This window comes from Acinetobacter sp. CIP 64.7 (assembly GCF_000369745.1).
Lineage (GTDB): Bacteria > Pseudomonadota > Gammaproteobacteria > Pseudomonadales > Moraxellaceae > Acinetobacter > Acinetobacter fasciculus.
Map to the genome: position 1 here is coordinate 886,627 of NZ_KB850179.1, position 20,308 is coordinate 906,934.

A 20,308-nucleotide genomic window follows, 5' to 3' on the forward strand; every position below is an offset into this window, starting at 1 on the left:
CTTTTCATTTAGTTTTTAAAACGTCCGCGCAAGTTTTAAGCAAATCCTTGAATTTTTTCAATTCTTGTTCAGTTATTGGGGTTCCCGAATAAAGATTTTTTTCAAAAACCTGTATAGCTTGAATAAAGGCAGTCTGGTTTTCAATCTGAACCTGTTGAGATAAACGCTGCATCCAGTGATGAAAAGTTTCTGCAGGCTGTTTTTTGAGATGATCAGTTAGAGATTGATTCAGCTGTTGAATCGCACGATCAAATGGAGATTGCGCCTGTCGGGCTTTTAGATAAATTCTGAAGATATAGGCCAAAATCAATAGTGCAATACTGCCCAGTAAAATTATGACACTCGAATAAACTGAACCGAGTCCTAATTTTGATAACCAGCTCTGTTGTGATTCTGCATTATAACCCACCACCTTACTTTGCCATTGGTAGCTGGCATAATCGCTCCAAACACGTAGTTTGGTGATCCATAGATTATGCTGCGAGTTCCAGATCGACTGATTTGCCGATACCCATGCATCCTGAGAAAGCAGATTTTGCATACCATCATCTATACGCTGTGGAGTGATCATTGCGGTTGGATCAAAGCGTTGCCATTTCTGGTCAATCCAGACTTCTGTCCAGGCGTGCGCATCGAGCTGCCGGACTTCCCAGCTCATGCGATCTGGTGCCAACTCCCCCCCCTGATAGCCGGTGACCACCCGTGCAGGAATCCCGACATAACGCATCAACATCACGAAACTCGAGGCATAGTGTTCACAAAAGCCTTGCCGGGAATTAAACAGGAACTCATCAATCCGGTTTTGTCCTAATTGGCCCGGCTTTAAGGTATAAACAAAATTATTCTGCTGATACCAGTTCAAGACTTTCTGTACATAACGCCGAGGATCTTCTGCACTTTGCGTATAGAGACGTTGTGCTAATTGTTGCGCTCGCGGGTCAAGTCGGCGCTGCACCTGAGTATTCGTTCGCTCGATATATTGCGTTGGCAAAGCCTGAGGATCATATGCTGTCCCGACCCACTGTAACGGAATCGGTTCAACACGTTGCGTGAGCCGTCTCGGTACAATGCTCCAATCCTGACGGTTATAATAACGGCGTTCCACAGGTATCGATTTTTCCAACCCCATGATCCAGAACACCGAAGGATCCGCAGCCAGATATTGGTAGTTCCAGCCTGTAGGTACGGGTGAGGTATCCATCGGTTGTCGCATTAAAGGCTGCTGATTGACGAAACTGCTGGTCCAGCGTTGCCCGTCATATTCATCTAGCACCAAGGCTCGCCAATAGAGTTCTGAGCGCGGCGGAAGCTTGCTGACATCACCAATAATCCGGAAAGCCAGTGAACTAGATTGGGATAATTCGGCAATATCCCCAGGTGACATACTGTCGCCAATGCCGGTCACGCCTTTATTTTCAGGAATGGGAATATGCCAAAGTGGCGGCAAGCGCGGAAAGAAAATAAATAGCAAAATGAAAAATGGAACGGCGTACAAGATAAACTTGCCCACATGCTTGGCATCCTGTTGCAATGCTGCGCGCTGAGTGATCTGCTCCTGTTCAAACTCACTGGTTTGAATCCGGTACAGGCCAATCAGACAGCTGATTAAACACAGCACAATCACGATCGCCATCCCAAAAGATTGGCTATATAGGAATGAGCTGGCAGCAACAAACAGGGCAAAATTAAACAGAATAATCAGGTCACGTTTATTTTTACTTTCCAGTGATTTAGCAAATAAAAAAGTAGATAAAACTGCTACCCCAGCCTCAACACCGATAAAACTATGATGGCTCAAATAAATACTGCCGAGTGCCAACGCCGTCAGCAGAAAAGTGCCCGTTTTTGGAAATGGCTGCTGACGTTTCAGAAAAATCCAGATACACACAATACTAATCGCAAAAATAATACTGAGTAGAACTGGAATAAATGCCATCTGAGCGATGAGAATCAGGCCCAAAGTCAGCACAATCGAGGTCCGGATTTTTGCATTGATCATGAATTTACCCGCCTTAGGCCTGCGCCAACAATTGTTTGGCTTTCCGCAGTTGTTCTTCACCTGCGCCCTGAGGCAATTCGGCCTGTGGCAAATGCAGACTATACGCACATTGCTGCTGTTCGCATTGCTCGACCAGACCCATCACAAATTCAAGTTTTTCTTCATGTGACTGACTCGGCATATGTGCATAATGAATCTCGATACTGTGTTCATCCTGATATTGCTCAAAGACTTTGATATACAAGCCTTGTCCACGCGCAAACTGCTTCCAGGACACCGCCTGCAAGGAATCGCCTGACTGGTAATTGCGCAATTCACGAAACTCATCCATATCCGGTTCAAAACGGTTGAAATGATATTTATTTTCTGTGCTAAAAACCTCAGCTTTAGGCGCGATCCAAGCCGAATGCTGATGATAAAGATAGGTCCAGGCTCGAACTAAACCAAAGGGATAAACCGAATAAATCTGAATCACCGGGTAATCAAACTTGCCACGTTGCTCTGCATAAAATGGCAGAATAAATTGCTGCTTTGCTGCATTCAGATAAACTTTCGCTAGCTGATTCCCTGCTTTGATATACAAATAACGGGGGCGAAGTTGCTGTTGTTGAAAATAAAGATGCAGATTCAGGCTATGACCGACCTGCCCCACATCATCTGCGATCAACTCAATTTTCAGGTCATGCAATTGCTTAAAAGTCAGATAAAAACTGATACACAGCACCGCACTGATTAAAAAGCAGAAACCTAAAATCAGGTTATTGGCATAGTTCACCCCAGCCACAAAGGTGATGAAGATCAAGACCAGATACAGATAGCCCTGTTGATAAATAAATACCAAGACATCTTTCTGCGAGAGCTGTTTCTGCTGTGAAAATTGAAAGCGTTTGGCCAGCCATTTTTGCCAGGTTTTATCCAAGAGAGGACTCCTTTAGCTGACCGCAACCTGTTGTATGACATTAAAAGTTTCAGCTTCACTCAACCCCAGACGATGCGAAGTCACCGCGACAAATACAGCCTGCACATCATCCGGCGTGACAAAAGCACGTTGCTGAATCAAAGCATACGCTTGTGCTGCGCGCTTCAAGGCCAGAAGGCCACGCGTAGAAAGTCCATGACGGTTTTTACGGGTTTCTTCTGCCAGATCAAGCAAATATTCCTGAATCGCTTCACTGATAAATATCTGATGCGTCAGACTTTGCAGATCCAGAATTTCATCTTCGGTAAAAATATGCGCCAGACTTGCAATCAGGGCAAAACGGGATTCCTGCTGTAATAACAGTTTTTCTGCATGGCGTGATGGATACCCCAAAGATAAACGCATCAGGAAACGGTCTAGCTGGGATTCCGGCAAAGCGTAAGTACCACTTTGGAATAGCGGGTTTTGTGTCGCAATCACCCAGAAAGGTTTCGGTAAGGCATAGCGTACGCCATCAATGGTGGCATAGCCTTCTTCCATGGCTTCGAGTAAGGCACTTTGGGTTTTGGGACTACAACGGTTGATTTCATCTGCCAGTAAAATCTGAGTAAAAATCGGGCCTTGTTTAAACTCGAACTGATGTTCTTTCTGGTTAAACATGTTAATACCGATGACATCACTGGCCAGCATGTCATTGGTAAATTGGATCCGCTGGAACTTTAACCCAGCCAGATGTGCCAGACTGCTGGCTAATGTAGTTTTACCCAATCCGGGTAAATCTTCAAATAAGACATGTCCGCCTGCAATCAAACAACAGAGTGCCAGTGTGGTCTGGGCCTGCTTATCCAACACAATGGCATTAACTTCTTCAAAAAAACGCTGGATCTTGGGTGCATAACTTGCAATTTTTTGTTCAAGCACAGTATTGATGTGTGCAATGTCGTTATTTTCCTTTTGTTTCATGCCCCAGATCACAATAATTTCCTTAATAAAACATGGCCTAAGATTAACATACACTGAAATTTAAATTTTCCCAAAAGATCAATCATCTGTCTGTGTAACTGAATAAATACACTCACTAGAAAATACCGGAATAGATAGAACACACAGAAATGAGATCTAGAAAATAAAAATGACCGCTACAGAAAAAGATGTTTTTGAATCAAATATCAAAATACTTATAGGACTTTGCCGTCTCTTGAAAAGACTTATAAATAAAAATTCATACTTAAAAGGTATATAAACCCAGATCATTTTTTCGATTTTTATAATTTTTTTTGGAAATAGCTCAACTCATGCAATCAGGGTTATTAGATGGCCTATTCTTTTAGAGAAAAAAAGCGCCCCCGAAAGGCGCTTGCTGTTACTTAACCATTAACATGGACATTTCTTCATACCACTACCCGCGGATGGATAACGCGAATCTACACAATGGCGATAGAAAGTCTTAGGATCCATGGGTTCCAGATCCGGGTGATGCTTGCGCATATGCTCCACATAGGTCTGATAATCTGGCACACCGACCATCAAACGGAAACTTTGCTGCAAACGTTGCCACAGGGTTGCAATCCGTGACCAGTTTTTCGGGTTCAGGATCAAATCCTTCTGCGACATCACGGTCATTTTGATGATTTTATAAATCATCGTTTTCCCGCTTTTGGCAAACTTCAGATTCATAATATTCTCCTTAATGACCTTTCGCTGGCTGAATCTCTTCTGGATCACGATAAATCGCTTCTGCCTCATGCACGGTCGGTACCGGACTTGCCAAGGCACGGCGAATCACACCAATCGCAGCGAACAACATCACAAAAGCCACAATCATGAAGAAAGCACAAAGTGCAGCATTGATCTGGTTCGACATCGCTACCGTCTGCATTTCAGCCATAGTTTTCGCTGGCGCCAGGATTTCATTATTGGCAATTGCCGTGTTGAAACGGTCAGCTTGAGCAAGGAAACCAATCTTTGGATTTTCATGGAAAATCTTCTGCCAGCCTGCTGTCATGGAAGTAATGAACAGGAATACTGTTGGGATAATTGTTACCCAGACATATTTCTGTTTTTTCATCTTGAACAGAATGACGGTACCAAGAATGAGTGCCATCGCAGCCAGAATCTGGTTACCAATACCAAACAGTGGCCATAAGCTGTTAATCCCGCCCAGTGGATCGACTACGCCCTGATACACAAAGAAGCCCCAGCCTGCCACTGCAACCGCAGTACCCAATAGGTTTCCGAAGAAGTTATGCGACTGTTTCACCGCAGGAATCACGATACCCACGGTATCCTGCACCATGAAACGACAGGCACGGGTACCAGCATCTACAGCAGTCAGGATAAACAATGCTTCAAACAGAATCGCAAAGTGATACCAGAATGCCATCATTTCACGACTGTTGAAAATTTCAGTGATGATATGTGCCATACCAATTGCAAAGGTAGGCGCACCACCAGTACGTGACAAAATCGAGTTTTCACCGACTTCTTGTGCCAGTAAGGTCAAGGCTTCAGGCGTTACCACAAAACCAAGGGTTCGTACTGCTTCTGCTGCACTTTCGGCTGTAGTACCGAGTAATGCGGCTGGTGAGTTAATGGCAAAGTAAATTCCTGGATCCAGAATTGCAGCACAGATCAAGGCCATGATCGCCACAAAAGATTCCATCAACATACCGCCGTAACCGATCATGCGGATATCGCGTTCATTGTTGACCAGTTTCGGTGTCGTCCCCGAAGATACCAAGGCATGGAAACCGGAAATCGCACCACACGCAATAGTAATGAACAGGAATGGGAACATAGAACCTGCGAATACAGGACCAGTCCCATCAATGAATTTGGTAATCGCTGGCAGTTTCATTTCAGGCATGGCAAACAGGATACCCACGGCCAAACCTGCAATCACGCCAATTTTCAGGAAGGTCGACAGATAATCACGTGGAGCAAGCAATAGCCAGACTGGCAATACCGACGCAATGAAGCCATAAATGATCAGCGCCCAAGTCAGTTCAGTGCCAGAAAGTGTAAAGAATGGCCCCCAATATGGATGTTGTGCGATGTTTTCACCGTAGATAATGCCCAGCATCATCAAGACAAAACCAATAATCGAGACTTCAGCAATTTTACCCGGGCGGATAAAACGCATGTAGATGCCCATAAAGATCGCAATCGGAATGGTGGCTGCAATACTGAATACACCCCATGGACTGTTAGTCAGTGCTTTAACAACGACTAGCGCCAATACTGCCAGAATGATGATCATCACGCCCAAGGCACCGAGCATCACGATAATACCGGCAAAGGTTCCGAGTTCCTGCTTAGCCATCTCACCAAGTGATCGACCGTCACGACGGGTGGAAATAAACAGTACCAGGAAGTCTTGTACCGCACCTGCCAGCACCACACCGACCAGTAGCCAGATCGTCCCAGGTAAATAGCCCATCTGCGCTGCCAGGATCGGACCGACTAAAGGACCTGCACCGGCAATCGCTGCAAAGTGATGGCCAAATAGAACGCTTTTATTGGTCGGCACATAGTCCAGACCATCGGCCAGACGATGCGCAGGCGTTAAACGGCGTTCATTCAGCTCAAATACTTTGGTGGCAATAAATAAACTGTAGAAACGGTAAGCAATGCTATAGACACAGGCGGCGGCAAGTACCAGCCAGACTGCATTGACATGCTCACCCCGACTCAGTGCCAGAACTCCGAAAGAGACTGCACCCACAATGGCTACCAAAAGCCAAATCATTTTCGAAGTCAGCGTCGACTTCTTTTGTAAAGTTTCCATTCAATCCCTCATATTGTGATGCATACAAATCAGCGTGATTGTTGTTGTTCGAGGTACTGCTGTTTTCCCTTGCGACTTTACGCCTGTTCTTTTGCTTTTCCTCTACGACTTTGGCATAAAAAAAGGGATGATTTAAATCATCCCTCTCGATAATAGTCTATTTTCAAACCATTATGCACGTTCTAAATAGTCACCAGTACGGGTATCTACACGAACGCTTTCTTCTTGCTGTACGAATAATGGAACACGTACTACAGCACCTGTTTCAAGTTTCGCTGGCTTACCGCCACCGCCAGAAGTATCACCACGAACACCTGGATCAGTTTCAACGATTTTAAGTACGACGAAGTTCGGTGGAGTCACGTTTAAAGGCACGCCATTGAACAACATGATGGTACATTTTTCATTTGAATCGTCTTTTAACCATTTTGCAGCATCGCTCATTGCTGTTTTATCAGCTGCGATCTGTTCAAAGGTAACAGGATCCATGAAGTTCCACATTTCGCCATCGTTGTACAAGTATTCCATTTCTACTTCAACGATATCAGCCGCTTCTAGGTTCTCGCCTGATTTGAAAGTTTTTTCCAGAACTTTACCTGATTTAAGGTTACGTAATTTTACGCGGTTAAAAGCTTGGCCTTTACCTGGTTTTACGTATTCGTTTTCCATGATTGAACATGGGTTGCCATCAAGCATAACCTTAAGGCCTGACTTGAAATCATTCGTAGAATAATAGGCCATGACTGGCGCACTCCAAACTTACTAACTTTAATCTATTGATGCTATGGGCTGTTGCGATGTCATTTAGCAAGTCTGACACGAACATTGAGTTGCCACATGCACATTCATTTGATGTTGCGTATTCTAAATGAGCAATACACTTTGCCGCAATGAAAAAATCCGCTTTCACCCACTCAGGCTGTTTAAGTTACAATCAGACATGAAAATCCTTTGTTTATTCATGTCTTGCTCAACGTTAAAATACCATCAGGCGAGCACCAAGATCAGCATAGCTGAATCGCTCTTTATTTTACAGCGCAGTGGATTATTGCGCTTCGGCACAAACTGTTAAACTGCGCCCATCAGGCTTTGTCCTCTCACTTATTATTGTTAATCTTCCGGCATGACGAACTATTTATATCAAGAACAAAACTGGCAATCACAGCTCAGCGACCTGCTCACTGATCCCCGCGAACTGCTTGAAGTACTGCAACTTGCACCAGAGCAACTGCTCTCAGGTGCTATTTTAGCTTCTGAACAGTTTAAGTTGCGTGTGCCGCGTGCTTTTGTCGGCAAAATGCAGGTCGGAAACCCTTTAGACCCATTGCTTTTACAAGTGCTACCCCATCACTTGGAACTGGAAGAACATCCAGGATTTGTTACCGACCCCTTGGGCGAAGAACAGGCCAATCAGCAACCCGGCGTACTGCACAAATATAAATCCCGTTTCTTGCTGACACTGACTGGTGCCTGTGCTGTACATTGCCGTTATTGTTTCCGCCGGCATTTCCCCTATCAGGAAAATCTGCCTAAAAATGAAGACTGGATAAATATCAAGCAATATCTGGAAAGCCAGCCTGATATTAATGAAGTGATTCTGAGTGGCGGTGATCCACTAACCTTATCGAACCGGAAATTAAAAACCTGGATTGAACGATTAGAATCAGTACCACATCTCAAATTCTTAAGAATACATTCACGAGTTCCTATTGTGATCCCCAACCGAGTCGACGAAGAGCTACTTAGCATGTTAAAAAACAGTAGGCTACGTATTATTCTGGTGGTACACTCAAACCATGCATCGGAGCTGGATGACTTCACTTGCAAGCGTTTAAACCAACTGGTTCAACAGCAGATCACCGTTCTGAATCAGGCGGTTTTATTAAACGGGGTGAATGATTCTGCTCAGGTTTTAGTAGATTTAAGCTATCGCTTGTTTGATGCCGGGGTCATGCCTTATTATTTACATGTACTTGATAAAGTAAAAGGTGCGCATCATTTTGATTTAGCGCCTGACCATATTAATGAGATTTATACAGAAGTTTTAGCGAACCTGCCGGGGTATTTGGTTCCTAAACTGGTTCGAGAAATAGCGGGCGAGAAGAATAAGACACCGCTTTTTGGGGTTTCAACATTTTTGAGTTAAATAATAAAGATGAGCACGCATACTTCAGACATTTTTCAGACACCGACGGAACTTAAACGAGAGCAGTTGAGCTTTTGTCCAACCACTGCCAAGGCTTTGCAGGAATGGGTTGCGGGGATTTCGATTCTACAACTAGGGAATTCATCCAAATCCCTGTTTAATGCCTTATTGGAAGTTTCTGAGCTGAAATGTACAGAAACCCTGCGCTTTGACCTGATTCAGGTCTTGCATCCCACCCTTGAAAATGTCCTGACCAGTCTGGAAAAGCATTTCGTCAATCAGGGCCTGATCACTTCCGACCGGAATGACCAGATTATTGAGCTGGCTATGCTGCTGCGCAGTCATTTTGCCAAAATTTATATCGATATCGTCAAACGCTGTAATCATCAGCTGACCCATCAGAAGTTTTCGCTATTTTCTCTAGGCAAAAAGAAGAGCATTCAAACTGCCCGGATGGTATCGATTTATTATGCCCTGCAACAACTCACACTTCTTTTATATCAACAGCATATGCTGTATAGCACGCCAGGTCTGGGACAATGGCTGGCTGCCCATCAACTGCTTGAATGTGCAATAGACAATAATTTCTATCAAAGCAATATCAATCAGGTATTAGGTACCCAGCATGAGATCCAGAACATTGCACATGCCTATGCACAGCTGATTTTACTGGATATCTTCAATACTCATCAGATCCGGCCTGCAGAAATTCAGGGCCTGTATCTATGCAGTTTTGACTGGGCCAAACTGGTACAGATCCTGCCGAAGGAAACCACGCTGTCCCGTTATGTGGTCGATGCCAGCAAAGATCATCCGCCGATCTTTAATTCCCATCAAGAGCCACAGTTTCAGCCGAGCTTCTATATTTCCACACAGAATCTGATGGATCATTTAACGGGTACTCAAAGTAAAAATGCCCAGTATCTGTCGCGGAATGAAAAACTGTTCCTGACCCCTGCACTGCATTTTCATATCTACAATCTGCTCTCGAACAATGTCGAGCGTCGTCATGAACGTTATGAATATTCAGCACAGATCAATATCTGCTTTGGCTTAAGCGTGGCGCATTTTTACCTGTCTAAAGGTAAAAACTTCAACGAAACTCTGGAACTCGAGGCCAATTATAATTTCCAGAGCGAAAGCAGTTTTGTCAGCTCGATGGAAAACGCCATTCCAAGTAGTTTTAGCAGCATCAAGGCGCTCGATCGAGAAACCAAACAGATCCATAGCGCTGAAGTTCTGGATATCAGTGTCAATGGTTACCGGATTAAATGGACTGGTATTACCCCGGCTAACCTGAAAACCGGTGAATTCATTCTGGTTCAGGAAAAAACCCAGAGTCAGTGGCGTGGCGGTGTGATTCGCTGGATCAAGCAGTCAACGGATAAGAGCCTGGAAATCGGGCTGGAAATTTTGGCACAAGAGCTCTTTCCTTGTGCAGCTTATACCCGTACCGAACGTCATCATGTCAACTATCAGCCTGCCCTGTTGGTGAAAATGACGCAACTGGATCAGGTCTCGACCAGCTTGATTGTCTCTGGTTCACAGATGTTTAGGGAAAAACAAACCATTCATTTACGTCTCGGTCAGGAAGAAATCAAAATCTATCTGACCAAAGCACAACTGATTACGCAGAGTTTCATCCGTTTTGATTATGAATTACTCAATGATCAGGAAGAAGAGATGATCGAAAACTTTATCGATCAGCACATGAATGAAAGCAGAAATCATGATTTATGGGAAGCATTGAAGTGAGAAATCCATTATTGTCTAAAAAGTTAAAACGTACTGAAACACGTTTACTGATTATTGATGATAATCAAATTAGATATAACCAAATCCGTGATCTGCTGACCAGTCATGATTATCAGGTGGATGCTGTCCTGCTGGATGATCTGCAATCTTTTGAAAAACAATTAAATTTCAACTGGGATCTGATTATTTTTGGACGTGCCTACGACCTGAAATATGAACAGGCCTTAAGTTTGGTGCGCCTTTCGCAGCAACCTAATCTGCCGATGATTTTGCTTAAACCGGATGATTACCAGGCTGAACAATATGCGCAATATATCCGTAAAGGGGTATATGACATTCTCAATTTTGACTACCTGGAACGCTTTTATGTGGGACTGGTCCGAGCATTGTCATTTAGCCGTTTGTCACAGTCTCAGCAACATTTAATGACTGAGCTGGAAACAGCACAAATTCAGGCACAATCTTTAGTAGACGACAGCAACCGTGCTGTTGCCACCATTCAGGAAGGGATTCATATTCAGGCCAATGCGGACTACCTGAAACTGTTTGGCTTGCAAAATGAAGATGAGATTATTGGCCTACCGCTTCTGGATCTGCTCCAGCCTTCAGATTTGAATGATTTTAAAACGCGTTTCAAAAAGATTTCTCAGGGTCAATTTGATTTAGGTCGGGTCGAGATCCAGTCTCTGAATCCGCATGTGTCCGCATCTAATCCATTAAAACTGGAATTCTTGCCTTCAACGGCTGAAGAAGATGCGGTACAAATTAGCATTGATACTCAATCTCAAACGGTTTTTTCCGAGAAAACTCCTGGAAAACCAAGTGTTTTTCAGTCACTTAAACGTGAACTGAACAAGCAGTCTGCACCGGTGAATGCCTTAGTCACTTTCTCTTTAAGTGCATATGACCCGGAAGTTCTACAATCTGACTGGGCCACTTTTAATGGGTACTTTGATGCAGTCAAAGAATTCCTCAAGGAACAGACCCATATTCCCCTGTTTAAACTGGAATATGATGTCGTTGTCGGTCTGTTTCAGGCAGACTCTAAAGCAATTCTTGAATCCAAACTGATCAGTTTAAATGCCTTAAGCAAACCGCAACTCATTACAGTGGGACCAAAGTCATTCCCTCTAAATTTGCGCTTGGGCTATGTCATGCTTGAACAGGGTTTGCAAGATGAAATGCAATGCAATACGCTGATTGGACAAGCATTCTCGACATCTTTACCTCAAGCAGAAGCTGTACCTGAATTTAAACTTGATATTCCTGCGTCACTGAGCAGTCCGGTTGCGGTAGAAATGCCAAGTATAGATTTCAGTGTTGCTGAAACACCAGTTGCCAGCCCAACATTGGCAGCCGTCAGTCCAGCAGTCACGTCTATTCCTAGCGCTACACCTTCTATTTTGAAAGCCTTAAGTGAATGTCTGGAACGTGGGGAGATCCATTTAAAATATCAACAACTCTATGATAAAGAAGATACGCGTTTATATACCTATGAAGTGACCAGTGGCTTTATTTTTGAGAATAAATGGCAGGATATTTCTAGCCTTTTAGAACTTCATGAAGATGATGAACTGTCCATTAAACTGGATCGCTGGATTCTGGTTGAAGCCAGTAAACAGCTACACAACTTTATTACCCAGTATCCTGATGCAAGCTTAATTGTCAATTTGAACCGTGCCGTACTATTTAAAGACCGCACCTTCCCGGAATTTATTTCCAAGCTGATTACGATTATTCGCAGTAAAGTGAAGCATCCGCTAATCTTGCAATTCTCAGAAGAAGATATTTTACTGAATCAACAAGATGCACAAAAATATCTACGCGTGCTGTATGAACATGGCGCACTGATTGCACTGCGTGATTTTGGTCAATCCATGTACAGTCAAAATTTACTGCGCGAACTTGAACTGGATGGTGTCAGCTTACATTCAAACTTAACCAATATGCTCAATAAAGATACCGAGATTGAGCAACTACAGGAAAAAATTACCAGCTATAATGAAATCAAGCCACTCAACATTCTGATTCGTGAATTAAATGATATGACACTGTTCGCGAATGCCTGGAACGTGGATGCCCGCTTTATTCAGGGGAATTATTTCCAGAAAAAACTCGATCATTTGATTGATGTACAAGATCACTAAGATCTTGTACAAGCCTGCGCATTTAGGAAATCGAATGATAATTTTTTAAATTGCAGGCACAAAAAAAACGGGCTTAAAGCCCGTTTTTTCATTTTGGGTATTAACGTTTAACAGAACGTGACATACCAGCAAAACGTTGTTTGAACTTGTCGATACGACCGCCAGTGTCAACGTTCTTTTGCTTACCAGTGTAGAATGGGTGGCAAGCTGAACATACGTCTAGATAAAGAGTTTCTTTACCAAGAGCTGAACGAGTTTCGATTACGTTACCACATGAACAAGTAGCAACTAAAGTTTCATATTTTGGGTGAATATCGGCGCGCATCGTCGATTACTCCATTAGATTCAAGAAGGTTTAGCTGTCATCGCTATTGATCACTCTCAAATGAGGAAGCAGGAACATCGTTCATGCAGATCAACACCACAACAGACCATTCTTTTGGCCCACCGAGACGGATACCGTCAGAGCTAAGCACAACAAGTGGGCGTCATTATACGTGAAACGAATTCAATATGCGAATTATTCTTCAGCTTCTGATCCAGCCTCTTTGGCCCACAGATTGGCAATAATCCCGCAGACCATCAACTGAATCTGATGGAAAATCATGATCGGCAGGACAATCATGCCCAGCGGCTGGCCAATAAATAAAATTTGCGCCATCGGTACTCCACTGGCCAGGGTTTTTTTAGAACCACAAAAGAATGCCGTTTTCTGGTCAGCGCGGCTGAAGCCCAGCCAGCGTGGAATATAAAGTGATAATAACATCACAATGGTGAGTAACACCGAGCAAGCCAGCAATAGCAGCAACAAGGTACTCAGGCTCACTTCATTCCACAGACCAGCCACTACGGCGCTACTAAAAGCGCCATACACCACCAGTAAAATCGAGCCTTGATCGAAGACCTTGACGATTTTTGGCATTTTCATCATTTGCGGATAGATCCATGGACGCAGAATCTGTCCTAAAATAAACGGTACCAAGAGCAGCAGTGTAATCTGGATAATCGAAGAAGTCGGATCAAAACCATGATCAGATTGACCGAGAATAAAAAATGCCACCAATAATGGGGTAATAAACATACCGATCAGATTGGAAAAAGAGGCACTACATACCGCCCCGGCGACATTGCCATGAGCCACTGAAGTAAAGGCGATCGAGGACTGCACGGTGGATGGCAGGAAACACATAAACAGGAAACCCCAATATAGTTCCTGTCCGAGCATGGGTAATAAAATCGGCTTGGCCAAAAGCCCGAGAATCGGAAACAGGGCAAAAGTTAGCGCAAAAACTAAAGTATGCAATTTCCAGTGCATAATGCCTTGCACCACAGCTTCACGAGACAGTTTGGCGCCGTGCAGGAAAAACAGGATGGCGATCGCTCCTGTCGTCACCCAGCCAAAGACTTCAGCCGCCTTCCCCGAAACTGGCAACACACTGGCCAGCAAAACCATCACAAACAACAGTATCGTAAACCGATCCAATGCCAAGAACTTAAGCATATCTCTATAATCCCTCAGATTTTATTGTTTGATATAAAAATGCCCGGCTATCTTAACAGATGCCGGGCCCATGCTATGCACTCAGATTGATGTAATATTTTCATCTATACATGAATGCATTTCATATATCTCGCTACATCACACTTAGTTATTACGTGCATTGTTGTCTTGCTGGATCAGCTCGATCTTGTAGCCATCTGGATCTTCTACAAATGCAATTACAGTCACGCCACCTTTCATCGGACCGGCTTCACGCACCACATTACCGCCACGCGCTTTAATCTCTTCGCAAGCCTTGTAAGCATCATCAACTGCAATCGCGATATGACCATAAGCATTGCCCAGTTCATAGCTGTCTGTATCCCAGTTATGGGTCAATTCCAGTACGGTGTGATTCTCTTCATCGCCATAACCGACAAAAGCCAGGGTAAAACGGCCTTCTTCGTAATCACGCTTACGAAGCAAAGTCATGCCAAGTACTTCAGTATAGAACTTGAGAGATTGTTCTAAATTGCCTACACGTAACATGGTATGCAGCATGCGCATATTAATCATCCTTCTGTACAGATTGTTGTTGGTGTTCACCGAGCAGTTTTGCGACCCAAACCACCAGAATCAGGATCGGAATCCCGATTAGAGTAGTCATCAGGAAGAAATTCGGATAACCGATATTGGTGACTATAGTACCCGAATATCCGCCTAAAATCTTAGGGGTCAAAGTCATGAGTGAGCTAAAAATCGCATATTGAACAGCGGTAAAAGACACACTGGTCAAGCTCGACAAGAATGCAATAAACGCAGCACCAGCCAGCCCAGCAGCCAGATTGTCGACAATAATAGCAAAATAAAGCCACTTGTCGCTATAAGGTTTAATTACCTTACCACTGACTTCGACTGTATCTGAACTGTTGCCATCCACCACTGCCAAGGGCTGAATATCGACATCCAGATTCTGGGTACTAGCCAACTGATCATTGACCTGATAAACATGCGTGGTTTGCTGAAGTGCCTGATCATCTTGCATCAAGACTGCACTGATAATATGTGCAGGTGACTGAATCAGTTGCTGTGCAGGAATCGCGGCAGTAAATACGCCTTCACTTTCCAGTTTTGCCTCAATATTCTGATCATTGATTTGCAAAACAATCTTTTGATTTTCTTGCAGTGCTTCACCGACATACTGGCCGCGCACCACAATGGTCTTGTCCTGCTCAGCTGCGGTGAGAGTATTGTCACTGGTGATCGGCAGGATCTGTAACTGAGTGCTGCCCTGTTGTGCAGTCAAATATGGCATATTGACCTGCACAGGCGCTTGATTAGTATTATCTGTATTGAGATAAGCGGCTGAGACTTGCAGCTGTTTGCTCTGCGCCAGCACTGCACTTGGGATATCCAGCTTCCAGTAACCTACTTCATCGGTCTCTGCCTGATAAACCTGATTACCGGCTTTAACTTCGACAGCTGCCAGTTTTTCACCAGACTTGACCAGTCCGATAAAAATCAGGTTGGTGGAACAGGCCAGTACGGCGCCGACAAACATCAGTTTCATGATGTTCATCTTCTGGGCCAAGAGCCCGCCAAGGAAACCACCGACTAAAGAGAAAATCACCCCATAGACTTTAACGGCCTCGGCAATCTGTTCTTTACTGAAATTCAGGTCCTGATAGAACACATTGGAAATGACGCCGGCAATAATATCGGAAACCCGATAAAAACCGATCAACAATAACAGCACCAATGCAAGTTTCAAGCCATAACGCTTAAAGAAATCTGCAACCGGATTGACCCAGGTTTCATAGGCCATCTGCTTGTTAACCGCACCCATTTTTACCAAGCCTGCACCAATCGCAAAGGCCACTGCACCCGAGCCAACAAAGCGCAAAGCTTCAAAACAGAACAAGGCAAAGGTATCTTGAATGGCGAATTGTTCGGTGATGCTGGCCACCAGATTGCCCGAATAGATATAGCTCAGAACAAAACTGATCACCGCCACAAAAAACACCGCAACTAAACGGAAATAATCACTGCGCACATAGTGTTTGCGTACCCGGTTAACCTGCGGCTCCCGAATGGACAGTGTGGTGATAATACCGACCAGCATGACGGCAGCCATGGCCAGATAAGTCCATTTCCAGGCATCATAGATATAGTTGCCTTTCGCAGTTCCCAAATAGGCTGCCAGAAACAAGGCACCAGCACCGGCCACGATCATCCCGATCCGGTAACCGGCATTATAGGTGGCGGCCAATACGGTCTGCATCTGGGTTTCCGCCAGTTCAATCCGGTAGGCATCAATCACAATATCCTGTGTTGCTGCGGAGAAACCAAGCAGGACTGCACCGAGCGCCATTTGCTGTAAATGTGTTGCACCCAAAGCCGGATCAGAAAAGGCCATAATTGAAATGGCACAGACAATCAGAATCTGCGCAATCAGCAACCAGGCACGACGATGCCCCAGAGCCTTGGTCAGAAATGGGACTGGCAGTTCATCAATGAGCGGTGCCCAGACGAATTTAAACGAATAGCCCAATGCGGCCCAGCTAAAGAAAGTTACTGCACTTTTGCTGATTCCGGCCTCACCTAACCATAAAGACAGACTGGAAAAAATCAGAAGAATCGGCACACCAGCCGAAAATCCCAAGAACAGCATGATCAATGCACGTCGATCTAAAAATGCTGTAAATGCGGATTTCCAACCCGTCGTTTGTGTTGTCATTGCTTTATTATTTTCCGCAGAAAAACCAATTGCTGCTATTCAATCCTGTAATAGCGTATCTTTCAACAAGATTTATATATTTATCACATTTCCGGTTTTTTATTTTCTGGCAAAAGCGACATGTTGGCTTGAATTTTTCAAGTAAATCTGTATACCTTAACTCTCATCAACGTAATATTTCGTTTTGGATTTTCAACAGTGACCCAGAGACTCGATCAAATTAATTCTTCTATTGCCAGCAACACCAGCACAACTCCACAAAAAATCCGCTCAGATTTACTTATCTCTGCATTTGAACAAAGCGAAATTAAAAATACTCTGGACCATACCCGGTTAACATCCACCCAGCTGACGCACATTCCAAACTTAGAAAAAATTCCTGCGTCAACCAAACGGATCAAGCCCCTGAATAACTTTTTGGGCCAAGATCGCGCACGCGCCTCAGTTGAGGCCGGGATTGCCCTGCCTTATTCCGGCTATAACATTTTTGCTGTCGGTACAGCAGGACTCGGAAAACGCACCATGGTGAAGCGTTTGCTGCAACAGCACGCCAAAACTATGGAAACCCCGAATGACTGGGTGTACGTCAATAACTTTCAGAACCAGCGTCAGCCGATTGCGCTAGAACTGCCCTCAGGTCAAGGTCCAAAATTCCAAGCCATGTTAAATCAAAGCTGGCAAACGATTCTAAAGCAGCTTGAGCGCCGTTTTACTGCAGAGACCTATCACAACCGCATTGAAATGATTCGTCAGGAAACTGGGGATGAGCAGCAGCAGGCGCTCATCGAACTGACCAAAGAAGGCGCAGAACTGGATCTGAAGCTAATCTCACGACATGATGAGCACTGTTTTGTCCCTGTGCATCTGATTGATGACAAATTACAGGAAATGTCTCAGGAAGATCTGAATGCCTTAAGCAACAAAGATCGTGCCGAATTAGCGTCCAACATGCGTTATATGGACAAGAAACTGGAACGTCTGGGTTTGCATCTGGGTGATCTGGAAGATGATGCACGCGATCGCGTACAGATCCTGAACCGCGATATCGCCAAGCAGGTAGTCTTGCCGCGAGTCGAACAGATTCTGGCGAAATTCAAACATGTCGAAGGTCTGGAACATTACCTGAAATACTATGCCGAAGACATTATCAACAATGTCGAAATTGTGCTGGAACAGGAAGAAGATGACTTCACTCCGGCACTGTTCAGTCGCGTTCCCGCACGTTATCAGGCCAATGTGATTATTACCCATAAGCCGAACAGTGGCGCACCGGTGATCTTTGAAGATTTTCCAACGCATTACAACCTTTTGGGTCATGTGGAACAACTGACTCAAAATGGTACGATTACCACGGACTTTACTTTGATTCGTCCAGGTACCTTGCATAAAGCTAATGGCGGCTTCCTGATGCTGGAAGCGGAACAATTGCTGGAACAGCCGTATGCATGGCAAGGGTTGAAGCGCGCGCTTAAATCGGGGCATTTAAAACTGTCTTCACTTGAGCATATGATCACGCTGACCGGCAGTATTTCGATTGAACCTGCCTCAATTCCCCTGAATATCAAGGTCATCTTGCTGGCTGAGCCTGAAATCTATTATGAAATTTTAGAGCTTGAACCAGAGCTAGGCAGCATCTTTAAAATCCGTGCCGATTTTACCGATACATTACAACGTAATGACAATAACGAGCAGGCTTATATGCAGCTGATTGCCGACTATGTGCAATCGGATAAATTATTGCCTTTTGACCGTTCTGCTTTAGCCGCCTTGCTCACAGATTCCAGCCGTCAAGCCGAAGATCAAAGTTCATTGTCATTACATGCTCTTACGCTGGGCGATCTGATCCGTGAAGCACATCATCATGCCTTCCAGGCCGGTGACAAGATGGTTTCAGAAAAACATATCAACACCGCATTGGATCACCGTAAATATCGTCTCGGCTATTTACGTGAACTGTATTGGCAAGATCTGACTCGTGGTACTCAACTGATCGAAACCCGCGGCCATCGTCTGGGCCAAATCAATGCCCTGTCCGTCATTCACTATGCTGATGTTGAGTTTGGTCTGCCTTCACGTCTGACTGCTTCGGTTTACCAAGGTGGCGGTGATATTCTGGATATCGAACGCAGTGTCGAACTCGGTGGCTCCTTACATGCCAAGGGCGTGTTGCTGATGTCGTCTTTCCTGAAAGCACATTTCGGCCGTGAACAGACCTTGCACTTCTCTGCTGCACTGGCCTTTGAACAAAGTTATGGTCAGGTCGATGGTGACAGTGCCACAGTCGCGGAGCTTTCTGCCCTGTTATCTGCTATCAGCCAGTTACCGATTGATCAGTCCTGGGCCATTACCGGTTCCATGAACCAGCTGGGACAAGTACAACCGGTAGGTGGTGTGAATGCCAAAATTGAAGGTTTTTTTGATGCTTGCAAGTTACAAGGTCTGACAGGAAAACAAGGTGTAATTATCCCACGTCAAAATATGCAACATCTGATGCTGCGTAAAGATGTCACCATTGCTGTGGAAGAAGGTCAGTTCCATATTCACGCGATTGATACCATTGATCAGGCGCTGGAAATCCTGATGGCACGTCCTGTCGGCACCTTGGATAAAAAAGGTCGCTATAGCAAAAATTCAATCTATGCCGCAGTAATGGCACAGCTGGATTATTGGCAAGCGATTGAAGATGGTGCCGAACTGGTCGAAGTGCCGAAGAAAAAGAAAAAGAAGAAGAAAAAAAAAGACAAGAAGCAAATCGTCGAGCCACAAACTGAAGTTGAAGCTGATGCTTCGACAGTTGAAAAGCCGGATGCAGCGACAGAGGATTAACTCTGACCTTGCTCCAGATAAAATAGAGATAAAAAAAGCGCTTCTCAATGAAGCGCTTTTTCACATCTGAACTTAATTTAATACAAAATTAAGCATCAGCTGCCGGGCTGTACTGTTCAACTAAAGGCTTTAATTCACCTTTTTGGAACATGTCGAGCATGATATCACTACCACCGATCAACTCACCATTGATCCAAAGCTGTGGAAATGTCGGCCAGTTGGCGATTTGTGGTAACATCGCGCGAATGTCCTGGTTTTCCAGAATGTTTACATAAGCAAACGGACGACCAATTTGACTGAGTGCTTCTACTGCACGTGCAGAAAAACCACATTGTGGAAATTGCGGTGTGCCTTTCATGTAAAGAAGTACTGCGTGTTTTGCAATTTGGTCACGAATTAACGCTTCGGTATCGCGTGCTTGTTCAGTCATTGATAAATCCTCAACTCATCTGTCTCGCATTATACCCAAATCCAGGCAAAACAGTATGTCTAAAGCAATAATTCCAATTTTA

The 20,308-nt window shown here is 44.4% G+C and carries 15 protein-coding genes; 4 read left to right on the top strand and 11 right to left on the bottom strand.

Annotated elements, in window-relative coordinates:
• Positions 1–4: 4 nt before the first annotated feature.
• The 6 genes from F890_RS10820 to efp all read right to left on the bottom strand — a co-directional run bounded on the left by F890_RS10820 (position 5) and on the right by efp (position 7,446).
• Entirely contained in the window at positions 5–1,999 is a 1,995-nt protein-coding gene (locus F890_RS10820) for a transglutaminase TgpA family protein (protein WP_005266928.1), read from the bottom strand.
• A 13-nt stretch (positions 2,000–2,012) separates the two neighbouring features.
• Positions 2,013–2,918 carry a DUF58 domain-containing protein gene (locus tag F890_RS10825; RefSeq protein WP_005262120.1) on the bottom strand — a complete coding sequence of 302 codons (906 nt, stop codon included), beginning with the start codon at positions 2,916–2,918 and terminating at the stop codon, positions 2,013–2,015.
• A 12-nt stretch (positions 2,919–2,930) separates the two neighbouring features.
• The gene (locus tag F890_RS10830; RefSeq protein WP_005266930.1) at positions 2,931–3,893 is read right to left on the bottom strand and encodes an AAA family ATPase; all 963 of its coding nucleotides are present in this window, start codon (positions 3,891–3,893) and stop codon (positions 2,931–2,933) included.
• 399 nt (positions 3,894–4,292) lie between these two features.
• Positions 4,293–4,598: a YbdD/YjiX family protein gene (locus F890_RS10835; RefSeq protein WP_171057013.1), complete on the bottom strand. Its 306-nt coding sequence runs from the start codon at positions 4,596–4,598 to the stop codon at positions 4,293–4,295.
• A gap of 7 nt (positions 4,599–4,605) precedes the next feature.
• A complete protein-coding gene (locus F890_RS10840; protein ID WP_004646549.1) occupies positions 4,606–6,705 on the bottom strand; it encodes a carbon starvation CstA family protein in 2,100 nt (699 codons plus the stop codon).
• A 171-nt stretch (positions 6,706–6,876) separates the two neighbouring features.
• Complete coding sequence (efp, locus tag F890_RS10845; RefSeq protein WP_004279747.1) at positions 6,877–7,446, bottom strand: elongation factor P; 570 nt, start codon at positions 7,444–7,446, stop codon at positions 6,877–6,879.
• Positions 7,447–7,828: 382 nt separating this feature from the next.
• Here efp and epmB point away from each other — a divergent pair, with 382 nt between their 5' ends.
• From epmB to F890_RS10860, 3 genes are read left to right on the top strand one after another with little or no spacing between them, the layout of a single operon-like run.
• Positions 7,829–8,851 carry an EF-P beta-lysylation protein EpmB gene (gene epmB / locus F890_RS10850; protein ID WP_005266932.1) on the top strand — a complete coding sequence of 341 codons (1,023 nt, stop codon included), beginning with the start codon at positions 7,829–7,831 and terminating at the stop codon, positions 8,849–8,851.
• Positions 8,852–8,860: 9 nt separating this feature from the next.
• Positions 8,861–10,606 carry a hypothetical protein gene (locus F890_RS10855; RefSeq protein WP_005266934.1) on the top strand — a complete coding sequence of 582 codons (1,746 nt, stop codon included), beginning with the start codon at positions 8,861–8,863 and terminating at the stop codon, positions 10,604–10,606.
• On the top strand, positions 10,588–12,753 hold the full coding sequence (locus tag F890_RS10860; RefSeq protein WP_004646547.1) for an EAL domain-containing protein: 2,166 nt from the start codon (positions 10,588–10,590) through the stop codon (positions 12,751–12,753). The genes F890_RS10855 and F890_RS10860 overlap by 19 nt, the downstream gene beginning before the upstream one ends.
• Positions 12,754–12,853: 100 nt before the next feature.
• Here the strand turns inward: F890_RS10860 and rpmE are convergent, their stop codons facing one another.
• The 4 genes from rpmE to F890_RS10875 form a co-directional block, all read right to left on the bottom strand.
• On the bottom strand, positions 12,854–13,078 hold the full coding sequence (rpmE, locus tag F890_RS18205) for a 50S ribosomal protein L31 (RefSeq protein ID WP_004279743.1): 225 nt from the start codon (positions 13,076–13,078) through the stop codon (positions 12,854–12,856).
• A gap of 195 nt (positions 13,079–13,273) precedes the next feature.
• Entirely contained in the window at positions 13,274–14,254 is a 981-nt protein-coding gene (locus tag F890_RS10865; RefSeq protein ID WP_004646546.1) for a bile acid:sodium symporter family protein, read from the bottom strand.
• A 144-nt stretch (positions 14,255–14,398) separates the two neighbouring features.
• Entirely contained in the window at positions 14,399–14,800 is a 402-nt protein-coding gene (gloA, locus tag F890_RS10870; RefSeq protein WP_004279741.1) for a lactoylglutathione lyase, read from the bottom strand.
• 1 nt (position 14,801) lies between these two features.
• Complete coding sequence (locus tag F890_RS10875) at positions 14,802–16,970, bottom strand: AmpG family muropeptide MFS transporter (RefSeq protein ID WP_005266937.1); 2,169 nt, start codon at positions 16,968–16,970, stop codon at positions 14,802–14,804.
• 198 nt (positions 16,971–17,168) lie between these two features.
• On the opposite strand from F890_RS10875, the gene F890_RS10880 reads away from it, so the two are divergent.
• On the top strand, positions 17,169–19,796 hold the full coding sequence (locus tag F890_RS10880; RefSeq protein WP_005266939.1) for a Lon protease family protein: 2,628 nt from the start codon (positions 17,169–17,171) through the stop codon (positions 19,794–19,796).
• A gap of 88 nt (positions 19,797–19,884) precedes the next feature.
• Here the strand turns inward: F890_RS10880 and grxD are convergent, their stop codons facing one another.
• Positions 19,885–20,226 (bottom strand): Grx4 family monothiol glutaredoxin, encoded by a 342-nt coding sequence (gene grxD / locus F890_RS10885; RefSeq protein WP_004279738.1) that lies wholly within the window; start codon positions 20,224–20,226, stop codon positions 19,885–19,887.
• Positions 20,227–20,308 lie beyond the last annotated feature (82 nt).